Genomic DNA, 23,144 nt, shown 5'->3' on the forward strand with positions numbered 1-23,144 from the left:
TGCTGTTGCTTATGGTCATTGTTGGGTCAACAGTGTGAGGGTTGAACGATTTCAGCCCGTAAATTACTGCTCCGCCAGTTCGCGCTCATACTCCGCCTGAACGGCCTTCAAAAGACCAGCGGCATCCTGCTTGCCGGCCACCATCTTCTGAAGTTCAGGCGTCCAGCCCTGCGCAAAGATGGAACTGGTGGCGTTGGCAATGAAGTCCATAGCAGTGCCAGCCTTACCGATGATGGCACCCGCGGCCAGGGTTTGATTCGTGATGGAGCCCTCAGGCACAGGAGGTAGCGGGAGATCCGCCGGACCGCCGGGGTTCGAGCCACCGTACTGGACGTTGATCGCGCGGGCTTTCTCATTGGTAGCGACCCAGTTGAGGAAGAAGGCAGCGCAATCAGGATTCTTGGCCTTGGCCGCAATGCCATAGGTGAGCGGCGCCGACATCGCAGCGGGAGGTTTGCCCTCTTCCGCCGGCGGCATCAGGAAGAAACCGACATTACCAGGCATGTCTTTGTCATAGCGCCAGTTCTCCCAGTCGCCGTTGAAGAGGAAGACGCCTTCGCCCTTGGTGAAGCGCACATTGGCATCGGTGTACTCGATGGCATTGATGTCGGGTGGGAAGTAACCATTCTTGATCCATTGTTCAAGGTGCTGGGCTGCAATCAAATTGGAGGGTGTATCAATTGTAGCACCAGGTTTCTGGAAGATCCAATCGTTAATGGGCTCAACCGGCCCCACCGAAGCCATCAGGGCTTGCAACGGGAAGGCCAACCCCATGCCGCTCTTCGCGCTACCCCAGGCCATAATGGGGAGGAGCCCCGCCGCCTTTGCCTTGGCCAGATAATCCTCGAACTCCGCCAAGGTCTTGGGAGGCTCAGTCATGCCAATCTGGGCCGCCAGGCTCTTATTGTAGAAAATGCCGGTGAGGCTGTAGTTGAGTCCCATGGCGTAAAGCGTACCGGAGCCACGCGTCCCATCGGGGGCAACCCGGTTTTGGTTGAGTTGAGGCACCGGCCATTTATCCCACCCAAACGCAGCGGCGTAACCATCCAGGTCCTTGAGCAAGCCCTGCTTCGCGAAGGAGACCATGGTTGGCAAGCGGATCAAATCGGGGGGATTATCACCCGAGAGCAGGCGCGGTGTGGAATTAATGAGATTGGTGAATTGATCCTGCTTGATATCCCAGGTAACGTTGGGATACTGCTTAGAAAATTCCTCGGCGAGTTTGAAGGGGAGATCAAAGCCCGTTTCAAAGTAAGCGTTGAGCGTGACGGGCTCCGTCCCACAGTTCGGAACCGAGGGCGCAGGGGGCTCCGTGGGAGCCGTGGTGGGTGCTGCCTCGCTCGTCTCCGCTACTGGCGCTTTGGTTTCTACCGGCGCCTGGGTCGCAGTGGGGGCGGCGGTTGTGGCAGGTGCACCACACGCGGCCAGGAGCAGGGAGAACAAAACCAGCACTCCCAAAAGGGAAAACCAACGACGCTTCGTACTCATTGTTTCTTCTCCTTCCTTTTGTGGGATTAAGGGTTGGGGGATAGGGAACTTCGGCTAGACGTCAATGAGGTCCTCCTTGAGTTGATCGTGATGTTGAAATGCGTGTCATGAAAGCAGTTTCAGTATCATTATACGGCGTTTTATGCGAATGTCAATATGAAATCTCTGACCTTGCCTCAAATGCAATACGCTAGCATGTTTTCGGAAATGGCCATTGCGAGATCTATGGGCTAGGCCAACTTGCTGAAAAAATTTTGTCTGTCAGACTGAGGCGAGCCACTCTAAGGCTCGTTGAATATAGTGATCCCAAAAATCCGAAGTGTGTCCCCCAGGCCCCTCTTCAAAGGTGAGGTCAACATTATTTGATAATGCAAAATCTCTGAATTTTTTATTCATCTCATAAAGATTATCATCCAAACCACATGCAATATAGAGCCTGGGAATGGATTTGCCTTCTTGTTTCAGCCTTTGCAATTGGGCAAATAGATCGTTATGACTCCCCTCAAGAGAATTGATGCCTCCAAAATACTCATTGACGTTAAAAATTGGATGGATTGGATTTTTCATGGCCGCTACAACATCCAGGACTCCTGAAAGACTTATTGCTGCTGAATAATGCTCCGATTTATTCAATGCCAATTTCAAAGCCCCATACCCTCCCATCGAAAAGCCGGCGACAAAATTATCGTCGCGTTTTTCCGATAGTGGAAACACTGTTCTTACATACCTGGGAAGTTCTTCGCTCACAAATGTCCAATAGGCAGGACCATGTCTCAAGTTAGCATAAAAACTATTACCGACATTTGGCGCAACAACTGCTAACCCATAACGGTTGGCATAATCCATCACTCTAGTAAACCAGAACCAGCTATTTGCATCCGCGAATGCACCGTGAAAAAGATAAAGCGTCTTAAATTTTTTCTCTATTCGATAAATTTCATCGAATGAGATCTCTGGTGATAGCGGATCAAAAGAGGGAAACGGGAGTGTAACGGTAAGGGTTACAGATGTTAGCAAGGCCCTGGATTGAAAAGAACACTGAAAATAGGACATTCGCACCTCTCTGTTGTATATTGCCGCAAAAGCAATTCAAAAAAAATGATCTAGTAATAAACAAATGGATCTCCTGCCTCAACAAACTCTATTGGGATCGCGGGGAATCTCTTTTTTAACCAATCTACCAGGTATTTCATCCCTATCTCTTCAGTGCGATTATGCCCCAAAATAATTAATGATTTGTTCATCCCTAATTGTGAGGCATCGCGTACATAGGCAGGTAATGTCCATTCGTAAATTTCGCCACAAATGATCGTGTCAAGATTGGCTTTGTACATTAGTTCCATTGGCATTTCTTCTCGGCCTAATCCCAAACTACCACCACCAACTAGCACACCAACGCGTTCAACGTGACCATCTACTGTGCCCACAATTCGAGAAACCCTCACTTGCAATTTTTCTTTCAGGAAATCAGCCAGTTCCCGAACCGGAGTTTTCGGAATGGTAAAACAGTGTTTTATTTGGGGGTCACGATATATTTGCCACCCCAATTCTCTGACCAAACCTTCGTAAATCAGGTCTGGCTCAGTTAAGTGCATATGATCGTGAAATCGCCATATATTGATCCGATAGTTTTGAATTAGGTTGAGTTTCTCTAGGTAAACGGGGTCATCTTTTAACCAATCGGTTTTGTCCCATCCCGTGAAATATGTTGGTTCATGGGTGATGATCAGATTAGCTCCTTTTTCGACACTCTTCCGGATCACATCAACAGTGGCCATGAAAGTAGTTATTATTCCCGTCACCTCGCATTGCCAATCCCCAGCGATTAACAAGTCGCAAGTCTTTTCGAGAGAGGGTAACTGGCAATCCTTAATAATAGTTTCAACAATCTCTTTGACAATCATAAATAGCCCTCCGCATTCGAATTAGCCCTTAATCGCCCCTATTACAATCCCTTTAATGAAATACTTTTGTAGTAATGGGAAAACAATCAATATTGGGAGAATTCCAATTACCGCCAGAGCCATGCGGATGGATTCTCCTGGTAAACTGATAACCATATTACCTACAACGGAAGCGGCTGCACCAGATCGCAAGAAAGCGATGTTATTTAGAATCCTGATCAATAATTGCTGGATCCCATATAAAGAAGGATCGCTAATGTAATAAAGCCCGTTGATCCAATCGTTCCAATAAGCCAATCCAGTGAACAATCCAATGGTAGCGAGAACAGGGACAGACAAAGGCACCATAATCTTTGAAAAGATGGTCCATTCATTTGCTCCATCAATTTGTGCCGCTTCAATTAAATCCCGCGGTATGCTTCTTTCAAAATAGTTTTTCACCAGCAATACATTAAACCCATTCATCAAGTATGTTGGAAGAATCAACGCCCAGATCGTGTTCTTGAGAGAAAAAACCCTTGTCCACATAATGTAAGAAGGAACTACACCACCATTGAAAAGCAGCGTAAAGAAAACCAGGAACGTGAACAACCCGCGTAGCCGAAAATCCTTTCTGGAAAGAGGGTATGCCAGCATAGGGGTGATCACTAGACTCGTTGCTGTTCCAACAATGGTTACAAACAAGGAAACCCCATAGGCTCGAAGGATCACTTTACCTTGTGCCCACATGTAAAGATAAGCGTCTAGGCTCAATGATTTTGGAAAAAACGAATATCCTTTACTGATTAAGGATTCGGTTGAAGAGATAGAGCAAATAGCAATCAGGACAAATGGAGAAAATACAATCACAGCAAATAGGCCGACAAATAGTATCGAAGCCTTTTTAAACCTTTTTTCGTCCTTAGATAACAACCGTTCCATGTTCAACCACCTCAGAATAGTGCGTTTTCAGGGTTAATCTTTTTAATCAATAAGTTCGCACCTAGCACCAATATAAAGCCTACAATGGACTGATAGACACCTGCTGCTGAGGCCATATTGACATTGTTGAATTGCATCAATGCCCTGTAGACATAGGTATCAATAGTTTGAGTGGTAGAGAAGAGGGCCCCAGAGTTTAAAGTCACCTGGTAGAACAACCCGAAATCGGAATACATCATTCTTCCAATTGAAAACAGGAAAAGGATGATTATGGTGGGTTTTAAGAGGGGCAAGGTGATATAACGTATTTGATCCAGTTTTCCGGCTCCGTCAATCCTTGCTGCTTCGTAAATTGTTCGATCAATACCAGCAATGCTGGAAAGATATATAACGGATGTGTAACCGGTGTTCTTCCACAAGAACACGATTAGCAATATAAAAGGCCAATAGCCAGGAGAGGTATAAAAATTAATATCTTTAGCCCTTAGCGCAGGGAGAATCACCTTGGGAATTAGGCCTGTATCCGCATTCAAGAAAGCAAATACAATATAAGAGACAACCACCCAAGAAATTAAATTAGGCAAGAGATACATGCCCTGGAAGTACTTAGCGAAAAAGCGGTCCGCGATTTCGTTCATCATAATGGCTAAAACGATTGCAAAAATTGTTCCGATGATGATGAAAGCCAAATTGTATAAGAGAGTGTTCCTGGTCATTATCCATGCATCTGGCGTCGAGAAGAGGAATTCAAAATTTTTTAAACCAACCCAATCACTTTTCAAGATCCCTTTAGCGTAGTCCAGTTTTTTAAACGCAATAATTATTCCCAACATTGGGATGTAGTTGTTAATGATGAGATACACTAATCCGGGTAAGGCTAATAGAAGTAAGGGTAATTCATGAGAGAATGATTTTAAGAATGAGTGTTTTCGTTTCATGGCTCTCACTCAAAAATGATATAGGGGGATGAAGCTGGCATAAGCCAGCTTCATCCCAGTTTAATCCAAGGGACCTGGAGATAGCTATTTCTGTGTGCTAAGCCATTCATCTAACTGTTGTTGCTTTGCAGCAACGATTTTTTCTATGCCTGCGGATTTCAGTTTTTCTAAGAAATTAGGAATCTCGGCGGGGTCCATACTACCAGTGGTCAAGCCCGGTACGTATTCATTAATGACATTGACTACAGCCGAGTACTCGTTGACCACCGAACTACCATCAAAGGTGAAGCCCATTGCAGGTGACATGGCCGAATGCTTAAGCTCATATTCCATCAATTTCAAATCATCCATGTCTGTACCTTCCATCTGATACTGGATGAATTGATTGCCGACGATGCCACAACTCAATTGGGCTGTGTACGGTACTGTACTGGCGTCTTTGCCTTCAGGGTACTTAACATGGTATTCATCTATTTTGACGTAATCACGACCTTCAATCCCATAGATGACTAAATTAATGACATCCTTGTCCGTAAATAGCAGGTTGATAAACTTTAATGCGGCCTCCGGGTGCTTGCTAATTGTGGAAACCCCCCAGGTCAAAGCATTTACGCTGGTTGAACTTAGATATGGCTGGGCCAAACGAACCATACGAATGGGTTGACCGGTTTGGGCCGAGATTTGCGTATAAGCCTGGTTGCCGGCATAAGCAGCGATATATGCAAACGCCTTGCCTGCGCTCATGAATTCCAAGACATTACTCGTTGTGGTAGCCGCGTCTTTTAGCACATAGCCTTTCTCGTACCATTCACGGGCCAGATTTACGATATCTCTAAACGCCTGAGTTTCGTAGAAATTGACAACGTGCATGTCATCCCCAATAAGAACTGCGACAGGCGTAAAGTAACTATCCCCCAAGAAATCGACTTTGTATTGTGTGGACATTAAGAGGGTGATCAGACCAATATTCCCTGTCTGCACTGGGACTAAGGGGATCATATCTGGATATTTGGCTTTGACCTTCGCAAAGACTTCCGTCAAGTCATAAACGGATTTAATCGTTGCCGGATCAACCCCAATTTCCTCCATAATATCAGCCCGGTAAACCAATTGGGGCGCCATAGCCATCCCCTTGTAAGCTGGAATTCCATAGAGTTTTCCATGAAGGGTGGCAGTTTTAAGAAAATCATCCCCAACCAATGCTTTGGTTTCAGGAGCGTATTGGTCAATCATTGTGGAAATATCAATGAATTCGTTATTAGCAACACGTTGGGGGAGATCGCCCAGAGTGTGATAAACATCCAAACCTTCACCACTTTGAAGAAGTAATGTGACTTGCTGCGCGTAATCCGTGACTGAAAAGGGGTGTAATTTTACAGTGGCATTAATTTTGGGTACAGTGATAGCATTAATGGCTTCTTCGACCGATGCTAAAGCATCTGTCTCTGGGATTTTATTGAAACTGAGAAAGGCAAAATGAATCTCAGCAGGTGCTTCAGTTGGCGAACTTGACGCAGGAGGCTTTTGCCCAGGGCTACAGGCCGAGAACAGCAAAGATACGATAACCAGCAATCCCACAAAGGATAACCAAGCAGGCTTCTTATTCATTTCATATCCTCCTTATCTTTGTCATCTGATTTAATGGGGGGTTTGTGTTAGGGTGAGTCGGTGAGAAAATAGGGACAAATCATACACCTCAGGTTGTAATTTATATCATGAAAGCAGTTTCACTTTTATTATAAAAAGAAAAACACAAATGTCAATATAAAATTAACAACTGACCTCTAGATAAAAGTGGGTGATTATTCATTGCTGACGTTTGAGTTTCAAAACTGAACTTACTCTTCTTGCCTTACGTTCAATATGAGAAGTGCAGAGGCGATTCATGTCCCCAATGCCCTCTAACACCATTCAGGCACGAAGCCTCAACTTTGGACTTGGGGAACTCACTCGACATCGCCCCGTTTTCTGCGCCTCCTTTTGCCAGGTCTCAAATTGGACTTGACGCAATAACTTGATTCGATTATCCTCTAATCCGTTAGACCATGATCTAATAATGAGGTTCGATGACCACCCTGCTCTGGGAAAGCGGTAGCGCTTACGATTTCTTCGTCGCCTTGTATGTGTTGCACCACCCCGGCGATTTTGGCCTGCGCCCCACCTGGGCCGCCGGGATGCGTTCGCGCCTGCCCGCCGCCCAGCGCGCCGACCTGGAACGCGCTCAGGCCTTCCTCGGCGTGCCCCTACCCTGGCTGCACGCTCTGCCGCCGGAAGCCAAAGAGACCGCCGGCGCCCTGGATGCCCTGGCTGCCCTGCCCCCCGCTACCCGCTTACCCGCCTTGCTCACCCACCCCCAGTGGCCGCCCGAAGCGCGCCAGGCACTGGATGACCTGGCCCGGCGCGGCCAGATCACCCCGGCGGGTTGGGAGATCCTGCGCCAGGCCTACGAACACGTGTGGCATCCGCGCCATCCCCAGGCCTTTACCCTGCTAGCCGAAGCCCTCAGTGCTGGCGAGGCGTTTGGCACCGCTCTGCTGGATGCCCTGCGTGCCTTCTACCAGGCCTTCTTCCACGAAGAGGAAACTCACCTGCGCCCCTGGCTGGCGCGCGGGCTGGCCGACGCGCAGGCCCTGGCCACGCGCACCGACCTGCCCACCCTGCTCGAAACCCTCTCCGGCGGCGTGCGCTTCGAGGTGCTCGAGGAAGCTCCCGAGGTCGTCCTGGTGCCTTCGTATTGGAGCACGCCGCTGGTCTTCTACGGCCAGGTTACCCCAACGCGCTGGCTGATGGTCTTCGGTTGTCGCCCACCCTCGCAGGCACTGGCCAGCGGCGAGAACCTGCCTCCGACCCTGCTCCACCGCCTCAAAGCCCTCGCCGATCCTACCCGCCTGCGCATCCTGCGCTACCTGGCGCAAGGGCCGCAAACCCCCAGCTCTCTGGCACGCCAGTTACGCCTGCGCCCACCGACCGTGGTGCACCACCTGCAAGCCCTGCGCCTGGCCGGCCTGGTGCACATCACTATCACCCGCGCGGGCGAACGGCGCTACGCCCTGCGCCGCGAAGCCATCACCGCCGCTTGCGCCGACCTCGAATCCTTTCTGCATCCCGATTCTCATCCCTCATCCCCGGAGTAACCCTGATGCCCGCGTTTTTCTCCCGCTTTTCGACCGTATTACGCTTGTACGCCGACCGCCTGAAGGCGTTCTCCCTGAATGCCCGCCTTTACCTGCTCAGCGTGGTGATCAGCGGCGCAGCGATGGGCGTCTTCCGCTTGCTCTTCAACTTCTACGTCCTCGCCCTGGGCTACGACGAAGCCCTGCTGGGCACGCTGATCGCCCTCAGCAGTCTGAGCGCCTTGCTTTCCGCCCTGCCCATGGGTTACCTGGTAGACCGACTGGGGCATAAACCGGCGCTTCTGCTGGGGAGCGGCTTGAGCGGGCTGGCGGTGGTGGCGATGGTGCTCTTCCCCTCGGTGGGCGTTTTTGTCAGCATGAACCTGCTCTTGGGGCTGGCGCAAAGTTTGAGCGGCGTAACCATGGGGCCCTTCCTGATGGAAAACAGCGGCGAAAAGGAACGCACCTACCTCTTTTCCTTCACCTCGGGTCTGCAGACGGTCTCCGGGTTTATCGGCAACTGGGTCGGTGGTTACCTGCCCACGTGGCTGGGCGCGTGGCGCGGCGTTGCCCCCACCAGCGCCACCGCCTATGCCCTGGCCCTCGGCGCCATCGTCGCCGCGGCGGCGTTGGGCTTACTGCCCCTGCTCTTCCTGCGCCCCCTGCACCTGTCCCGCGCCGAACGTTCCCTGTTTGCCCCCTTGACCTACCTGGGGCGGCAGTTCAACACCATTGGCAAGTTAATCCTGCCCACCTTCCTCACCTCGATCGGCGCCGGGCTGATCATGCCCTTCATGAACGTCTTCTACCGCCAGGTGCACCATCAACCTGACCCGGTGATCGGCACCCTCTTCGCCTGGGGATCGCTGGCAATGGGGGTGGGTTTGCTCATCGCCCCACCCCTGGCCGACCGCTGGGGCAAGGTGCCGCTGGTGGTGGTGACCCAACTGCTCTCGATCCCCTTCCTGGCCCTGATGGGCTTTGCCCCCTGGTTCCCGCTCAGCGCCGCCGCCTACTACATTCGCCTGACCCTGATGAACATGGGCCTGCCGGTGTATCAGGCGTTTGTGATGGAACGGGTGGAGCCGGGCGCCCGCGGCACGGTAGCCAGCCTGGTCAGCATGGCCAATAACTTCGGCTGGGCCTTTAGCCCCACCGTGAGCGGCTGGCTCCAGGTTCGCTACGGTTTTGGGCCGGCCTTCCTCGGCACGCTGGTGCTCTACTCGTTGGCCGTATTTTGCTACTGGTACTACTTCTGGCGGCCTCAGCCCGGTTCGGCGGCACTGCCCGCCACCTCTGCAACTTTTCAACGCCCGGCGCATCTGAATAAGTGATGTCAATCACAAATTGAACGTGGAGGATGAAACAACGTATGGAAATGATCATTGACTTTCCGGGTGGGGCGCGGGTGGACGCCCACTTTGGCCCCTACACCGTCAAGACCGACCAACCCCCCATGGGTGGCGGCGAGGGTTCTGCCCCGACCCCGTTTGCCGTTTTTCTGGCCTCTATTGGCACCTGCGCCGGGATTTACGTCCTGGGCTTCTGCCGCCAGCGCGGCCTGCCGACCGATGGCATTCGCATCATCCAGCGCATACGAAGCAACCCCTCGACCGGGATGGTGGACGAGATTGATCTGGAGATCCAGGTACCACCAACGTTCCCGCAGAAATACTATGACGCCCTGGTGCGTTCCGCCGAGCAGTGCGCGGTGAAGAAGCACCTGGAGCGCCCGCCGCGCTTCAACGTGCACACTGAGGTGGTTGGTCAACCCGCCTGATCCTCAGCGGCCCGTCTTAATACAGTGCCCGGCGCGCCCCGCCGTTATTTTCCCCTCCCACGGCGCGTTTTGGGTTAGAATCGTCCCCGTCGGACGAGATTGCCTAATCAGCGTCAAGTGAGGTGAGAAGATGCGTAAAGTACTTGCGGTTTTATTGCTGATCGTGCTGATGGGGGCGCTGGGAGGATGCAAAGCCAAAGTAGAAGAAGGTCGTCTGATCGTGCCGGTGCGGCTGGATGAAGCCGCCCTGCGCCAATTGGTGGACCTGGCGGTCAAGGCCTATACCGCCCAGCAGGGCAGCAATCCCCTGACCGTGACGGTGGACACGCTTACGTTTCTGCCTCCGGACGGACTGGCAGTGACCATGCGCGCTCAAGCCGAGAACCTTCCCACCGTGAGCGGCCAGGCCGAGATGCGCTTTGCCGTGCAAGACGGCCTGCCCCAGGTCACCATTACCCGCCTGGAGATCCCCGGCGTGACGGTGAGCGAAGACCAGTTGCAAACCCTGAACCGCCTGCTGAGCACCCAGTTGCAGGAACAGATGCGCCGTGCCGGTGACCGCGTCAGCCTGCGCGAGATCGCCGTGGAATCGGATGCCCTGGTGCTCCAGGTCGAGGTGCAGTTGACGCGCTAATTCGTTCCGCTACCCACCCAGTGCACTATGATAAAATCAGGGGTGATGAGCGTTTCCACCCCTGATTTGCTTTCCCTCGTCCTCACCTTGCGCCCAACCCCGCAAGCCATCCGGTCTCAGCGCCCCTTACCGCGCTGGTGGGGGCGAGCAACCCACGCCTTCTTCTTGCGGGTTATCGGCGCCGCCGACCCCGACCTGGCCAATCGCCTTCACGACGAGGAAGGTGTGCGCCCCTTCACCACCTCCAACTTGCTGGGCAGTTTTCCCCACGGGCGCCTTGATCCCGACCACCGCTACACCCTGCGCTTTACCGCGCTCACTGCCGAGGTCGCGGCGATCCTGCTCCGAGCAACGCGGGAGGGAATGTTGAGGCCGGGAGAAATTATCCCCTTAGAAGCCATGTCCTTTGAGGTGGTTGCGGTGGCCACAGATGAAAGCGAGCATCCCTGGGCGGCGACGACCTCCTTCGCCGAACTGGGCGCCCAGCACCTCTTGCCCCACCACCGCCCGCCGCGCCGCCTGACCTTGCACCTCGCCAGCCCGACCGCTTTCCATTCCAGTGAACGTACACAACCCCTGCCCCTGCCCGATCTGGTCTTCGGCAACCTGCTGGAACGCTGGAACCGCTATGCCCCGGTCGCCCTGCCCGAAGCGGCGCGCCAGTATGCCGCGGAATGCCTGGTCATTTCGCGCTTCAACCTGCGCAGTCAGGCGGTGCCGTTTAAAGAAGGGGGAATGCGCATCGGTACGGTGGGCGACATTACTTACACCACCCTCAACTACGATCGCTACTGGATGGGCGTGATGAGCGCCCTGGCTGCATTGGCGCAATTCTCGGGTGTAGGCGTGGCCGTCTCGGTGGGTATGGGGCAATGCCGCCTGCGCGCCACCGAGGCCACGGCAGACTCCGCCGAGAACGATGCCACGCCGTTGGAATAACTGCGAGCCCCCCTTCTATGCCGCCACGCCTACGCGTTACGGCGCCGTTGCCAGGCTGAAATCGAGGCGGCGGTCTTCGGGCGCAAACGCGTGGAAGAATTGGCGGCGAGCAGGAACATACCCCGGCGATTCCACCCAGACCGAGACCATGATGCGGCTGGGCAGGCGCACCCGTCCCTCGTAGTAACCGTTGGCATCGGTTGGGCCAATCCGCTGCAGCGCATCTGACGTGCCCATTTGCACGATCACAAACTGGCCGGGGATGCCCCGTCCTTCGTCATCGGTAATCCAGCCATAAATGCGGTTCTGATCATCGCGCTCGGGAGGCGTGAGCGTGCCCCAGTAAGAATAAAAATCATACGTCCACTGTGTTACCCCGGCCTCAGCCCGCCATTGATAGAACCTCGGTTCAAACTGGTCTTCGGGGGCAGAAGCCGATAATTGCAACTCATCCCCCGCTTTCACGGCTGGAAGCACGATCGTATAAGAGCCGTCAATCAGGCTATAAACCACCGGCTGGGGCACGCCGTTGATGGTCAGCAACACCTGGCCGGCGCCCACTCCGGCCGGCTCAGAGTTGGGGAACAAACGCCACAGGTACCCCGTAATGCGCACCTGCGCCCCGGCCGAAGAAGGCGACGGCGTTGGGAGTAAGGGCGTGCTGGAGGGAGGAAGCGGTGTGGCCGAGGCACGCGGGCGCGGCGAAGCAGTCAGGGTGGCGGTAACCACGGTCGGGGTGGCGGTCATTTGGAGCACCGGCGCCTCGCTGGCGTAGAAGGTGAAATTGCGCGAACGAGTCGTTGCGTCCGCCGTCCAGGTGATTTCGGGCGGATCAAATACATAGTTGGCTGCAACGGCCCAAAGGCGCACGGTTTGACCTGCCGCCAGGTCGAGAGACCCCGAGAAAGCGCCAGAGCGCCCGCTGCGCCCCAACAGCACCGCCGGCGTTGCACCCACTTGGGCGTAAATCTCAACCCCGGCCAACGGACGCGGCAGGAACCGGGTGCGCAATAACACCCGCCCGCTGAAGCGCACGGTACGCAGATACTGGTCTGAGGCACCGTTTTGGGAGGTGTCGGGGGTGTAGGTTGCGCTGAGCGTATAGGGCTCAAGCGAATTCTTGTTCCCCAGGTTGGAAATGCGGAGGTAGTACACCTGCCCGGTCTCAAGGGTCGCCGTCAGCGAAAGGGGCTGGCCCCTCTGGCCGTTGAGGCTCGTGAGCGGGTACCCCCGCCCCCGGTAGAGAAAAACGTTGAGCCGTTCATAAGGGAAGGGATTGGTCACCGTAAAGGTGACCGGCGAGTGGTCTCGGGTGGCCGGGGCGATGAACGAGAAATAATCTCCGTTGGCATCACCCCAAAAGAAGCCCTGTATCGGCCCCTGGGTGAGATCCCAGAACGTGGCCTGATCGAACGAGTCGTTGGGCTCATGCGGGTCGGGGACGACATCGCTGAGGGTCAATTGGTACGGATTGGGACTGCCAAAGGAGCCAAACAGCAACGAGGAAACGGCGATTAAGTAGGTTTCGCCGGCCGAAGCATCAAATGAGAGTCGAACCGAGTCTCCTTTTTTCCGCGCTTGCGCCGAAACAAGAGTATTACGGCGGACCGGATGGATCAACCGCAGTTTGAGTTCCTGAGTACTCGTCGGATCTACTGCGGTGAGGGTGTAGATCCCCGATTGCTGGAAGGTCACGGATAGATAATCGGTTTCGCCGCCAGGGATGAGATAGCCGTGATAGAGGGCGGACATATCCCAGGGGGTGGCCTGCCCCGGCGCGTCGTTTGGCTCATCGGGATCGGGAAGAACCTGGGTGAGGGCGATTTGATAGGCTTGGGGTGGCAGAGAGGAACGCATCTCCCCGGTAATCGCCAGGTCAAAAGCCTCGCCCGCCCGCGCCCCCACCGTTAGCGTGAGTGGTTGACCCATGTGTTCGGCACGGGCGTCGTAAAGGACGCTTTGGCTGGAAGATCGCATCAGGCGCAGGATGGGCTTCCACTCGGCACTGAGGGGCGTGAGCGTAAAGGTGTAAATCCCCGATTGATCAAAGGTCACATGGAGGTAATCCACATCCATAAACGTTAACTGGCCGCTGAAAGTGGCCTTCATATCCCAGGCGTTGGCGGCATGACGAGCATCGTTCGGCTCAACCTCGGTCAGAGCGCCGGCGGGCAGTGTGGCTACTGCGGTTGCGGCAGGGGATGGGGTGCCCTGTAACATGGGGGTGGGGAAAGGTGTGGTTGTCGCGCGCGGATAGATCCATTCAATATCGAGCCGAAAAGCGCTGCCGGGGTCGCCATTGACAAAGATGTAGTACTCGCCGGCGCGCGGATTGAGGTATTGGCACTGATTGTCAAAACTCAACGTGGCTGGCATCCAGCAGTCATAGTCCTCATTGACCGTCGGGTATTGAGGCACCGGGCGTTCCCCTTTCCGCACAAAGACGTTGAAAAGATGATCGGATTGGGCAGTGATATAAATGTTGAGATTTTGCAGGTTGGCCGGAACCGCCACCCGGAACATCAAGCCGGGCACTCCGGCAGGAATCGAAAACGTATAACGCCCCGGCCCGCTCAGGTCGGCAACCGGAAGGCTGTCCACGCTCAGGGTCTCTTCCTGGGTTCCTCCCTCACCCCCACCCTGGCCTTGTTCCGGTAGGACGGGAGAGGCCTCATAACCATAACTGGCGCGGTTATCGGCCAGGTATTTTTCGTGGCCTAGGTCAGCCTCAACCTCCACCTGGTACGTACCGGGCAGCATCTTTTCCGCCGGGCCTTGCAGGGCAAAGACATAGGTATCCACATCGGTGCGATCGCCGAGGATCCAGCAGGTGGTAAGCCCAAACGTGCACTCATGGTTGGTGATTTTGACATCGCCGTTGTGCGCATCCCAGGGAATTACCTGCTGGGAGTGGGTCTTCTTGGAAGCATTATAGGTCTTGATCCAGACCAACCCGGCATAATCCCCCTGGCGAATGGTAAGGCTCGACCCATCGCTGAGCAAACGCACGTAGCCATCGGTCTGGAACGATCCAGAAACATTGGAGCGATTGGACACCTGATCGGTTAAATCGTAGAGTGCTCCGTTCAGGAAATTGACCGCTGCGGTGGCTTCGGTGGGGATGAGGAACGCACCCAGGATCGAACAGCGATCCTCATCCGCCCCAAAAGCCTGAACACAGTCATCGTAACCCCCGCGATGAATCCAGGTCGGAAAAGCCAGGCTGGGCATGTCCTGGGTGTGGATGAGCAGGGGGGTGCCGTCATTCCACGTCAGGTATGCGTTCAGGCGGTAGGCGCGGCTGTAGGCGTTGGTTTGGCGTTCGGGGAGCGCATCGCGATTAGCCGTGTTATCCACCTTGACCGCGAAGTAACCCTGCTCTGCCGTGGTGAGAGTCAGCCTCAGATTCGGGGCGTACTTGGCATCCGGGATAGTGTAGTTCTGGCATTGCTGACTGCACACCTGGGCCTGCCCCAACACCCCCTGCCAGCATTGCAGGGTCGGCGCACCGGGCGCGCCCACAATATCGCTGATCACATCCAGGAGAAACGAAAATTGGCTCTCCCAATCGGCATCACAACTGGTCAGGTTGTAGTAGGTGTCAAACCAGCGGTGGTAAAACTCCTTGGCCGCCCGATCCCCCATTTCGGAATGGAGAAAATAGACATCCACCACACAGTTGCCCACGCACGCCTCATGGGAAACGCGGGCTTGGGTTTGGGCATTAACGATCCAGCGCCCCACACCCAAAAGAAATGCACCCAGCGCCAAAAGAGAAACAATGAACCCGATCCATTTTCCTTTCATGGCTCCACCCCCGGGCACAAAACAACGTTGTCTGAATAAATTATAGGCCGGCGCTGGAGATGCGCTACCCCACAAACCCTGGAAGTCAGCGTTAACTGGCCATCTTCTTGCACCCGCAAGGGGAAAGGGAAGTTTGAGCCCATCCGGCTTGAGAACAAAGGAGGTAGATCACACGCCATGGCCCCGCTTTACGTAGCCCATCAGGGGGCGCGCCTGCGCATCCACAACCGCCGCTTGACCGTTGAAGCCGCCGAGGGGAATCCGCCGCCCATCCTGGCCAATGTACCGCTCGGGCAGGTCTCACAGGTGGTGCTGTTCGGCAACATCGGCCTGACCACGCCCGCCATCCATGCCCTGCTGAGCGAGGGGATCGAAGTTGTCTTTCTCACCCAGGATGGCGACTACCGCGGACGGCTGAGCGGGGAATTGACCCCTCACGTCCCGTTACGCCGCGCCCAGTACCGCCACCTTGAAGATCCCGCCTTTACCCTGGGAATGGCGCACGGCTTTGTCCGGGCCAAACTGGAACACCAACGAACTTTGCTCCAGCGCCACCAGCGCGAAGCCCCCGACCCCGCCGTATCGGCCGCCGTGACCAGCCTGGAGCACTTCTTACGCCAGGTGCCGCATAAAACCACCCTGGCTTCCCTGCGCGGGCTGGAAGGTGCGGCGACTGCGGCTTATTTCAGCGGCTACCGCCGTTTCTTTGATCCCATCTGGCGCTTCGAAGCCCGCCAACGCCGTCCCCCTCCCGACCCGGTCAACGTGTTGCTCTCATTGGGCTATACCCTGCTGGCCGAACTGGCTACCAGTGCCGTGCGCACGGTCGGGCTGGATCCCTATGCCGGCTTTTTGCACGAGGTGGTCTATAACCGCCCGGCCCTGGGGTTGGATCTGATGGAAGAGTTCCGCCCGGTGGTGGATGGTTTGGTGCTGTGGGCCTGCCGCAGTGGGCAGATGACACCCGAGGATTTCCACCCTGGCGATGCCGAGCGTCCGGTGATTCTGGGTGAGCGGGGGCGGCGCGTCTTCCTCCAGGCCTTTGAAGAACGCCTGGAACGGCGCTTCACCCACCCCTTGAGCGGCCAAACGCTCACCTTGCGTCAGTGCCTCATCGAACAGGCACGCCAAATTGCCCACCGCATCACCACGGGTCAAGCCGGCTATCAGGGCATGGGGTTTCGCTAAGCCGGGAGAAAAATCATGGACGAACGCGCCTTTTACGTCCTCGCCTATGATATCGCCGATGATCGCCGCCGCCTCAAGATTGCGCGGCTGATGGAGAGCCTTGGCGAACGGGTGCAGGAAAGCGTCTTCGAGGCTTACCTGACCCCACGCGAATTGGAGCGCCTGCTCAAACGGGTGGAGCGGGTTCTGGTCGTCGAGGAGGATTCACTGCGCATCTACCGCCTGTGCGGAGGATGCAAGGGCACCATTCGCACCCTCGGGCGCGCCCGCCTCACCCCGCCACCGGGGGCGATCATCGTATAGGGGACCCCTTTCCCCGGCCGGGAGCCTGCACCGCCATACCAGCGGTGCGCCAGACACGCGCTGGCGCATACAACCGGCGTTGCCGTGAAGAAACCTTGCGGTGCTGAGCCCATCCCACCGTCATGAAGGCCATGTAGGGAGCGGGGTAGCCCGTTGCTGCTCCACCGCGCCCAGTACCGTTTCGCAGTCAAAGATGATCGCGACGGATGTTTAGAGGCATTATGGGGTGGTGATCTTGAAGCGGTAAAAATCACCCCGGATGGTTGGCCAGTTTTCTCCGCGCAGCACTTGCATCCGTACGGAAAAATCCCTATAATAAGAATAACTGAAGATCGCACTTTAACAAGGGAATAGCGCAGGGGTGGCCGCAAACGGTATTGTAGGATGAACATGCCCGCCAGGGCCTAACTTGTGAAAATAATCACTTTTGCGCACCCCCCTCGAAAATGAGGCCAAAAGGGCTCAAAACGGGAGGGGGGGTGCGCAAAATTCAAGGATTGAATATTAAACTCCCACTTGATGGCTAAAAACAGCCTTCAATCTGCGCATTTTCTCCCACTTTAGCCCGTAAAATGGGCTTGGAAAAGCGCAGTTTCTCCCACTTTCAGTTGTCTAGATGTCTGCAGTCAGAATCATCAAATGCCCGCCAGGGCATTAAGACATTTTTATGTGACTCCGCCCATTTTTCAAGTTCGCTTATTGTCGGTCAGAATCATCAAATGCCCGCCAGGGCATTAAGACCGATAATCACCTCCTTTCCTTCGGTCAGGTTTTTGATAGCCCGTCAGAATCATCAAATGCCCGCCAGGGCATTAAGACTCTCCGGTGTAGGCTTCTGTGGCGTAGTCGTAGATACAAATGCGTCAGAATCATCAAATGCCCGCCAGGGCATTAAGACTTCCATTGTCAGGATTCACCAGGACGATCTGGTCATCCGTCAGAATCATCAAATGCCCGCCAGGGCATTAAGACCCCCACCGAATCAGTCCAAACAGAGTCGCAATTAGGTCAGAATCATCAAATGCCCGCCAGGGCATTAAGACCCTAATACGACTTTCATGACACGCCTCCCGATTGATATTGAGTCAGAATCATCAAATGCCCGCCAGGGCATTAAGACACCGGAGGTCGGGCTGTAATCCAAGACACGCATTGGCAAGAGTCAGAATCATCAAATGCCCGCCAGGGCATTAAGACATGTTAAAGAGGCTCAGCGTCGAAAGTTTGGTGTAGTTTTGGTGCGTCAGAATCATCAAATGCCCGCCAGGGCATTAAGACATATTGTCTGGCAACAAGTCCTCGTCAGACTTGTGCCATACAAAGTCAGAATCATCAAATGCCCGCCAGGGCATTAAGACTTTGCCGATCGTTTTGATTTCCCCTAGCTTTACTCGCCTGTCGCTATCGTCAGAATCATCAAATGCCCGCCAGGGCATTAAGACGAATAAGCCCATTTCAGAATGTTATCTACCTGACGATAGCCCGTCAGAATCATCAAATGCCCGCCAGGGCATTAAGACTCCTCCACCCATTCAATTTGATCAGGCTGGTATCCGGCCTGAGTCAGAATCATCAAATGCCCGCCAGGGCATTAAGACACCGTATCTACGGTTTTGCGAACCTCCACCCTAGCGACAGTCAGAATCATCAAATGCCCGCCAGGGCATTAAGACCTAAAAGTCGCACCCTCCCGGGAGACTCGTGGAGGACTCTCCGTCAGAATCATCAAATGCCCGCCAGGGCATTAAGACACCATGGCAGAGGCCTGGGGCGTACCGCCATGGGAGGTCGGTCAGAATCATCAAATGCCCGCCAGGGCATTAAGACACTCTGATTCTTTCCTCCAGAAGAGCAGAAGGAGGAGTGGGTCAGAATCATCAAATGCCCGCCAGGGCATTAAGACCGTCATCGCGGAGAACGCGCCATACTTCGCGGAACGCAGTCACGTCAGAATCATCAAATGCCCGCCAGGGCACATCAACAGGCGTGCCGGCAGGACACCCCAACTCTCAAAATCGGGGTTGCGTGAAATTGGCGCAACCCGCGTTTTTTTCCATCCCAAAACGCCATGCCCGCACGATGTTGACCCGGTGAGATTTCTTCCTCTGCCGGGCTGGGAGCGGGTCGTTCTCAGCCCTCACCCGGGCCTTGGGTCGGGGTGGAAGGGCGGTTTTCCCCCAGACGGACGCGCGCAGACACCAGGGAGAAGAGGACGCCCGGATGGCCCCCGCCGAAGAACGAACCACCCGCGTACCACCGCCCCGCCCCCCAGTAAAGACGGGGGCGGCTTACCCGGCCACGCCCGCGATGATGCCCTCTCGGTTCCGACCTGCCCTGCACTCTCCCCTCAATTTTCGGTTATAATTAAAGCGCACTCGCGTCAAGAGCGGCCCGCGGGTGCGCTCGGAGAGGTAGCGTAGCCTGGCCTAACGCGCGCGCCTGGAGAGCGCGTGTACCGATGAGGTACCGCGGGTTCGAATCCCGCCCTCTCCGCCAATCCGCCCGGTCCTTCCGGGCGTTTTTCATCCCCCGTTCGTGAATTAATTCCTAAAATTGACATTGTCGGTAAACGTTGTAAACTAATGGTGTGCCGAAACGCACCCGTTGTTCAAACCGGTCTACGCAGGGGGATTTTGGGCTGCCGGTTTCCCGTTCTTCCCAAGGAGGATTGTCCAAATGAAAGAACCACCTTTATCCAAGGCGTCGGCCCTGCCATCGGCGCGCCGACCCATCCGCGCGGTGACCTATCCGTCCCGCGCAGTGTTTGCGCCGCCTCCCGCGCCCTCCCCCCTGGCCGGCGGCGAGCCCCGCACCTTGCCCCTCAAAGGTGAGTGGTATGCCCATTGGCGGCGTTTCCTCAACCGCCGCCTGACCCAACGCGAACGCGAACACGAAAAAGACGAATGTGGGCACGACCGCCGCAAGGTGATCATGCCCCGCCCCTACCTCGATGCCACCAGCAACTTCGCCCCCCAAATCAGCGCCCTGCGCGTAGGCGAGATCGGTACCATCACCTTCACCGTGTGGAACGATGGCAACTACCCTGCCTGGACCTGTTACGTTGAAATCTACGAGGGCCCGGGCGGCTACACCCACCCCCTCTCCGACTATGAACTGCGCGGACGCGCCATCATCACCCTTCACCCCGGCGAAAAACGCGAGGTCACCTTGCCCTGGGTACGTCAGCGTAAGAGCGGGCGGGTGGTTGGCATCGTCTATGACCCTCTGCTCGATCCACGCGGCTTCACCGTCGTCGGGCAATACGACCGCCATATCACCAGCGTTCACTATCAGAATTTGGAGTGACCCCATGCCCAAGTATGCCATCCATCATATTGTGTTGAACGATGCCATCGGGGTGCTCTTAGGCGCCACGGCGGCTCCAGCGCGCATTGCCGGCGCCGAACTGGCTGCCAATATGCCCATCGCCAACATCGGCGCCGTCGGCCCGGACCTGCTCTTCTGGGCGCCGGATTACGAGATTGTGGATAAGTTCTACACCCTCTACAAAAATTACGCCGAACTGCGCAAACTTTACAACACGCTAGTGCAACCCATCCGCGATATTCGTGATGCCGTGGTTGAGCCGTTGGAAGCCGCGGTGGAAACGCTGGCACCTTCCTCCGTGGCGCTCATCCGCCATCTGATCGAAGAAATGAAAGAGACTGCCGAACTATTCAAGAAAACCGTCCAGACTGGGCTGTTTGCCGGCGTTATCACTGGCGCCGACCTGCTCACCGATGCCGTGGGCTTTCCACATCTAGCCTCCTCACTCTTCCAAATGTTCGTGCCGCCGTTGCAACTGGGGCAGGGTGAGAACTGCTGGTACTGGTTTGATATGCTCCACTACCGGCGCACCGGCGAATTTGGCCGCCGCCTGGTAGAAAACGCGCGCGGCGGCTCGGCGGCCCAACGCGCCTATGCCTACGGCTACCTCTCCCACATCGCCACCGACCTGGTCGGACATGCTTACGTCAACCAGGTGGTGGGCGGGCCGTTCCGCTTGCAAGTGCAGCGCCACGTCACGGTTGAAAACTGGATGGATACCTGGAAGTTCCAGCAGTACTACAACCGCGACATTAACCTGCACCTCTTGAACACCCTGGGACTGCCCACGGCGCTCCCCTCTGACGTGGGGGATCTGCTTTTCAAAACCCTCCGTGATACCTATGAGAGTGTGGATCACCCGCGCCGCCTGCCCGGCGACGGCTTCCTCACCCGCACCCAACTGGATGAGACCTACGAGATTTTCTACAAAGTCCTGGAACTGATGCGCGACCAGGCCGTTGAGCGCCCCGAAGAGCCCTTCTCCGGGGTGACGGATATCCTCGAAGGTGCCCTAGACGATTTGCTCGAACCGCCGCCATCACCGCCTTCCCTGCCCAGCGGCGCCTGTTCGCTGGGGGATATCCTCTCCTTTGGGCTGACTTCCAGTTCACGTGATTGCTACGAATCGTTTTTCAAGGAACTGGCATCCTGGTTCGAATACATCGGTGAACTGCTGGCCTGGGCGTTCGAAACTCTACTCGACCTCTTTGATCTCTTGATCTCACTTCTGCTTTCGTTACCCATCCTGGTGCTGTTGGCCATCCTTTATGCCTTGCAACTGCTGCTGTATGAGATCATGCAGATGGTGCGCACCACGCTCGCCCTGACCGGTTTTATCTACCCCGTTCCCGCCGACCTCAATGACGCCCATGGGCGCAACCTGACCACCCCCTTCCAAGGTGGTTTGATCGGCTGCCAGCCCCGCTTGGCTGCCCTTGGCCAGCCTACCGGCCTCTATCCGCGCCTGACCAACCTGCTGGTGAGTCACCTGGTCTACCCGCCGCCGCAGGGTGAACTGCCACTCACGGTGGCCAACTTTGCCCCGCCCACCGCCGATACCACCCCTGACGTCTTCATCAACCAGGAGCCGCTCAACCTGGATGCCCTGGCCGCCTATGCCACCTCGCCCTCGCCGGCACGCACGCGGGCGCTCTACGAACGTTGCCTGCGTATCGGCAACGCAACTCACCTCACCGCCTTCATGGTCGGCACCGCCGCCGATGCTAACGCCACCACAAACCTGCGTCAACTGGCGCATACCAACTGGAACCTCGATTCGGACCGCGGCTACGGCTATAAGACCTGGCTGGGCGCGCTGCCCTTTAACTTTATCCAGCCGGTGAGCGAATCCTTTGTGGATTCTAAGGTTACCCCCGGTTTGGATGCCCCGTGTTGAAAAAGGAGAAAACCTGATGGCTGTTGAACTGTGGATAGATGACGGCAACCCCTGGTATCTCAGCCCCGATATCTGGACGGTACCTAGTGATGACCCCAACGACCCGCCAGGGGTGCCCTACGCCAATGTTTCGGCTTACGTATGGGCGCGGGTGCACAACCGCGGCACTTCCCCCGTGACTAACGCAAGTGTGCGCTTTTACTGGAGCAACCCCGCCTCAGCGATCAACGATACCACCGCTGTGCTGATCGGCCTCAGCAACGTCAGCCTGGCCGCCGGCGAGACCAAGCCGGTGCTGTGCGTGACGCCCTGGATCCCGCAGTGGGTCAACAATGGGCACGAGTGCCTGATCGCCGAAGCCTTTGCCCCTACTGACCCACTCCCCCCGCGTTCGCCCTCCACGCCTTACAACGTCCCGGCCTGGCGGCAGATGGCACAGAAAAATCTCACTATTGGCTACGCCATGCAGAAGATGGGGTTCTACGTGCATCCTTTTCTGGCCGGCAACTTTGGCCAGCGCGAAAAGGTCGAACTGCGCGCCCGCCGGGCACCGCTCGATCTACTGCGCCCCCTGCTCCCCGGCCTGGGCTTGAAGACCCTGCCCCACGAGGCTGAAGGCGTGGAGCGCTTTGGGGTCCAACCTTACCGATGTGGTGATCCATTGCTGGAACGCCAGCGTCCCGAGATGACCCTGACCCTGCCGCCGCGCCACCAGCAGGGAGTGGCACTGGTGGTGCGCCTGCCCGAAACATTTCCCCCTGAAGGCGGCGCGCTCTTCCTAGTAGAACAAATAGAAGACGATCAGGTAATCGGCGGCGTGGGCGTGTTGATCCTGGCGGAGACGGCACAAAAAGCGCCGTCCACGACCGATTCCCCCGTTCAGACACGATCCAGGAAGGTGTGAG

Annotated in this window: 17 protein-coding genes, 1 tRNA gene and 1 CRISPR repeat array; of the genes, 11 read left to right on the top strand and 7 right to left on the bottom strand. The window is 55.8% G+C overall.

What is annotated here, in order from left to right; genetic code table 11:
* Positions 1–63: 63 nt before the first annotated feature.
* The 6 genes from QYE77_RS07945 to QYE77_RS07970 form a co-directional block, all read right to left on the bottom strand.
* Complete coding sequence (locus QYE77_RS07945; RefSeq protein WP_315624842.1) at positions 64–1,488, bottom strand: ABC transporter substrate-binding protein; 1,425 nt, start codon at positions 1,486–1,488, stop codon at positions 64–66.
* A 261-nt stretch (positions 1,489–1,749) separates the two neighbouring features.
* Complete coding sequence (locus QYE77_RS07950) at positions 1,750–2,541, bottom strand: alpha/beta hydrolase (protein WP_315624843.1); 792 nt, start codon at positions 2,539–2,541, stop codon at positions 1,750–1,752.
* Between the two features lie 50 nt (positions 2,542–2,591).
* Positions 2,592–3,392 carry a Nif3-like dinuclear metal center hexameric protein gene (locus QYE77_RS07955; RefSeq protein WP_315624844.1) on the bottom strand — a complete coding sequence of 267 codons (801 nt, stop codon included), beginning with the start codon at positions 3,390–3,392 and terminating at the stop codon, positions 2,592–2,594.
* 21 nt (positions 3,393–3,413) lie between these two features.
* The gene (locus QYE77_RS07960) at positions 3,414–4,313 is read right to left on the bottom strand and encodes a carbohydrate ABC transporter permease (RefSeq protein ID WP_315624845.1); all 900 of its coding nucleotides are present in this window, start codon (positions 4,311–4,313) and stop codon (positions 3,414–3,416) included.
* An 11-nt stretch (positions 4,314–4,324) separates the two neighbouring features.
* Positions 4,325–5,251, bottom strand: coding sequence for an ABC transporter permease (locus QYE77_RS07965; protein WP_315624846.1), 927 nt, complete (start codon positions 5,249–5,251; stop codon positions 4,325–4,327).
* An 84-nt stretch (positions 5,252–5,335) separates the two neighbouring features.
* A complete protein-coding gene (locus QYE77_RS07970; protein WP_315624847.1) occupies positions 5,336–6,859 on the bottom strand; it encodes an ABC transporter substrate-binding protein in 1,524 nt (507 codons plus the stop codon).
* A gap of 458 nt (positions 6,860–7,317) precedes the next feature.
* Between QYE77_RS07970 and QYE77_RS07975 the strand changes: the two genes are divergently transcribed.
* The 5 genes from QYE77_RS07975 to cas6 all read left to right on the top strand — a co-directional run bounded on the left by QYE77_RS07975 (position 7,318) and on the right by cas6 (position 11,717).
* A complete protein-coding gene (locus tag QYE77_RS07975; RefSeq protein ID WP_315624848.1) occupies positions 7,318–8,385 on the top strand; it encodes an ArsR family transcriptional regulator in 1,068 nt (355 codons plus the stop codon).
* A gap of 5 nt (positions 8,386–8,390) precedes the next feature.
* A complete protein-coding gene (locus QYE77_RS07980; protein WP_315624849.1) occupies positions 8,391–9,698 on the top strand; it encodes an MFS transporter in 1,308 nt (435 codons plus the stop codon).
* A 38-nt stretch (positions 9,699–9,736) separates the two neighbouring features.
* Entirely contained in the window at positions 9,737–10,144 is a 408-nt protein-coding gene (locus tag QYE77_RS07985; protein WP_315624850.1) for an OsmC family protein, read from the top strand.
* 130 nt (positions 10,145–10,274) lie between these two features.
* Entirely contained in the window at positions 10,275–10,778 is a 504-nt protein-coding gene (locus QYE77_RS07990) for a hypothetical protein (RefSeq protein ID WP_315624851.1), read from the top strand.
* Between the two features lie 45 nt (positions 10,779–10,823).
* Positions 10,824–11,717, top strand: a complete 894-nt coding sequence (gene cas6, locus QYE77_RS07995; RefSeq protein WP_315624852.1) for a CRISPR system precrRNA processing endoribonuclease RAMP protein Cas6 — start codon at positions 10,824–10,826, stop codon at positions 11,715–11,717.
* A 36-nt stretch (positions 11,718–11,753) separates the two neighbouring features.
* On the opposite strand, the gene QYE77_RS08000 is transcribed toward cas6, so the two are convergent.
* A complete protein-coding gene (locus QYE77_RS08000) occupies positions 11,754–15,524 on the bottom strand; it encodes a hypothetical protein (protein WP_315624853.1) in 3,771 nt (1,256 codons plus the stop codon).
* Positions 15,525–15,701: 177 nt separating this feature from the next.
* Between QYE77_RS08000 and cas1 the strand changes: the two genes are divergently transcribed.
* The 6 genes from cas1 (at position 15,702) to QYE77_RS08030 (ending at position 23,143) form a co-directional block, all read left to right on the top strand.
* Entirely contained in the window at positions 15,702–16,712 is a 1,011-nt protein-coding gene (gene cas1, locus QYE77_RS08005) for a CRISPR-associated endonuclease Cas1 (protein WP_315624854.1), read from the top strand.
* 15 nt (positions 16,713–16,727) lie between these two features.
* Positions 16,728–17,015: a CRISPR-associated endonuclease Cas2 gene (gene cas2, locus QYE77_RS08010; RefSeq protein ID WP_315624855.1), complete on the top strand. Its 288-nt coding sequence runs from the start codon at positions 16,728–16,730 to the stop codon at positions 17,013–17,015.
* A 625-nt stretch (positions 17,016–17,640) separates the two neighbouring features.
* A CRISPR array of direct repeats spans positions 17,641–18,997; the repeat unit is 36 nt; unit sequence GTCAGAATCATCAAATGCCCGCCAGGGCATTAAGAC.
* A gap of 423 nt (positions 18,998–19,420) precedes the next feature.
* A tRNA-Ser gene (locus tag QYE77_RS08015) sits at positions 19,421–19,511 on the top strand.
* 180 nt (positions 19,512–19,691) lie between these two features.
* Positions 19,692–20,321: a hypothetical protein gene (locus QYE77_RS08020; protein WP_315624856.1), complete on the top strand. Its 630-nt coding sequence runs from the start codon at positions 19,692–19,694 to the stop codon at positions 20,319–20,321.
* 4 nt (positions 20,322–20,325) lie between these two features.
* Positions 20,326–22,239: a zinc dependent phospholipase C family protein gene (locus QYE77_RS08025; RefSeq protein WP_315624857.1), complete on the top strand. Its 1,914-nt coding sequence runs from the start codon at positions 20,326–20,328 to the stop codon at positions 22,237–22,239.
* A gap of 16 nt (positions 22,240–22,255) precedes the next feature.
* Complete coding sequence (locus tag QYE77_RS08030) at positions 22,256–23,143, top strand: hypothetical protein (protein WP_315624858.1); 888 nt, start codon at positions 22,256–22,258, stop codon at positions 23,141–23,143.
* Position 23,144: the final 1 nt, after the last annotated feature.

The organism is Thermanaerothrix solaris (assembly GCF_032334255.1).
GTDB lineage: Bacteria > Chloroflexota > Anaerolineae > Anaerolineales > Anaerolineaceae > Thermanaerothrix > Thermanaerothrix solaris.

Bases quoted from the DNA above. Each gene is read 5' to 3' on its own strand.
- QYE77_RS07965 (WP_315624846.1), bottom strand. From the start codon at position 5,251: ATGAAACGAAAACACTCATTCTTAAAATCATTCTCTCATGAATTACCC.
- cas6 (WP_315624852.1), top strand. From the start codon at position 10,824: ATGAGCGTTTCCACCCCTGATTTGCTTTCCCTCGTCCTCACCTTGCGC.
- cas1 (WP_315624854.1), top strand. From the start codon at position 15,702: ATGGCCCCGCTTTACGTAGCCCATCAGGGGGCGCGCCTGCGCATCCAC.
- QYE77_RS08000 (WP_315624853.1), bottom strand. From the start codon at position 15,524: ATGAAAGGAAAATGGATCGGGTTCATTGTTTCTCTTTTGGCGCTGGGT.
- QYE77_RS08025 (WP_315624857.1), top strand. From the start codon at position 20,326: ATGCCCAAGTATGCCATCCATCATATTGTGTTGAACGATGCCATCGGG.
- QYE77_RS07990 (WP_315624851.1), top strand. From the start codon at position 10,275: ATGCGTAAAGTACTTGCGGTTTTATTGCTGATCGTGCTGATGGGGGCG.
- QYE77_RS08030 (WP_315624858.1), top strand. From the start codon at position 22,256: ATGGCTGTTGAACTGTGGATAGATGACGGCAACCCCTGGTATCTCAGC.
- QYE77_RS08020 (WP_315624856.1), top strand. From the start codon at position 19,692: ATGAAAGAACCACCTTTATCCAAGGCGTCGGCCCTGCCATCGGCGCGC.
- QYE77_RS07985 (WP_315624850.1), top strand. From the start codon at position 9,737: ATGGAAATGATCATTGACTTTCCGGGTGGGGCGCGGGTGGACGCCCAC.
- QYE77_RS07980 (WP_315624849.1), top strand. From the start codon at position 8,391: ATGCCCGCGTTTTTCTCCCGCTTTTCGACCGTATTACGCTTGTACGCC.
- QYE77_RS07975 (WP_315624848.1), top strand. From the start codon at position 7,318: ATGACCACCCTGCTCTGGGAAAGCGGTAGCGCTTACGATTTCTTCGTC.
- cas2 (WP_315624855.1), top strand. From the start codon at position 16,728: ATGGACGAACGCGCCTTTTACGTCCTCGCCTATGATATCGCCGATGAT.
- QYE77_RS07955 (WP_315624844.1), bottom strand. From the start codon at position 3,392: ATGATTGTCAAAGAGATTGTTGAAACTATTATTAAGGATTGCCAGTTA.
- QYE77_RS07960 (WP_315624845.1), bottom strand. From the start codon at position 4,313: ATGGAACGGTTGTTATCTAAGGACGAAAAAAGGTTTAAAAAGGCTTCG.
- QYE77_RS07950 (WP_315624843.1), bottom strand. From the start codon at position 2,541: ATGTCCTATTTTCAGTGTTCTTTTCAATCCAGGGCCTTGCTAACATCT.
- QYE77_RS07945 (WP_315624842.1), bottom strand. From the start codon at position 1,488: ATGAGTACGAAGCGTCGTTGGTTTTCCCTTTTGGGAGTGCTGGTTTTG.
- QYE77_RS07970 (WP_315624847.1), bottom strand. From the start codon at position 6,859: ATGAATAAGAAGCCTGCTTGGTTATCCTTTGTGGGATTGCTGGTTATC.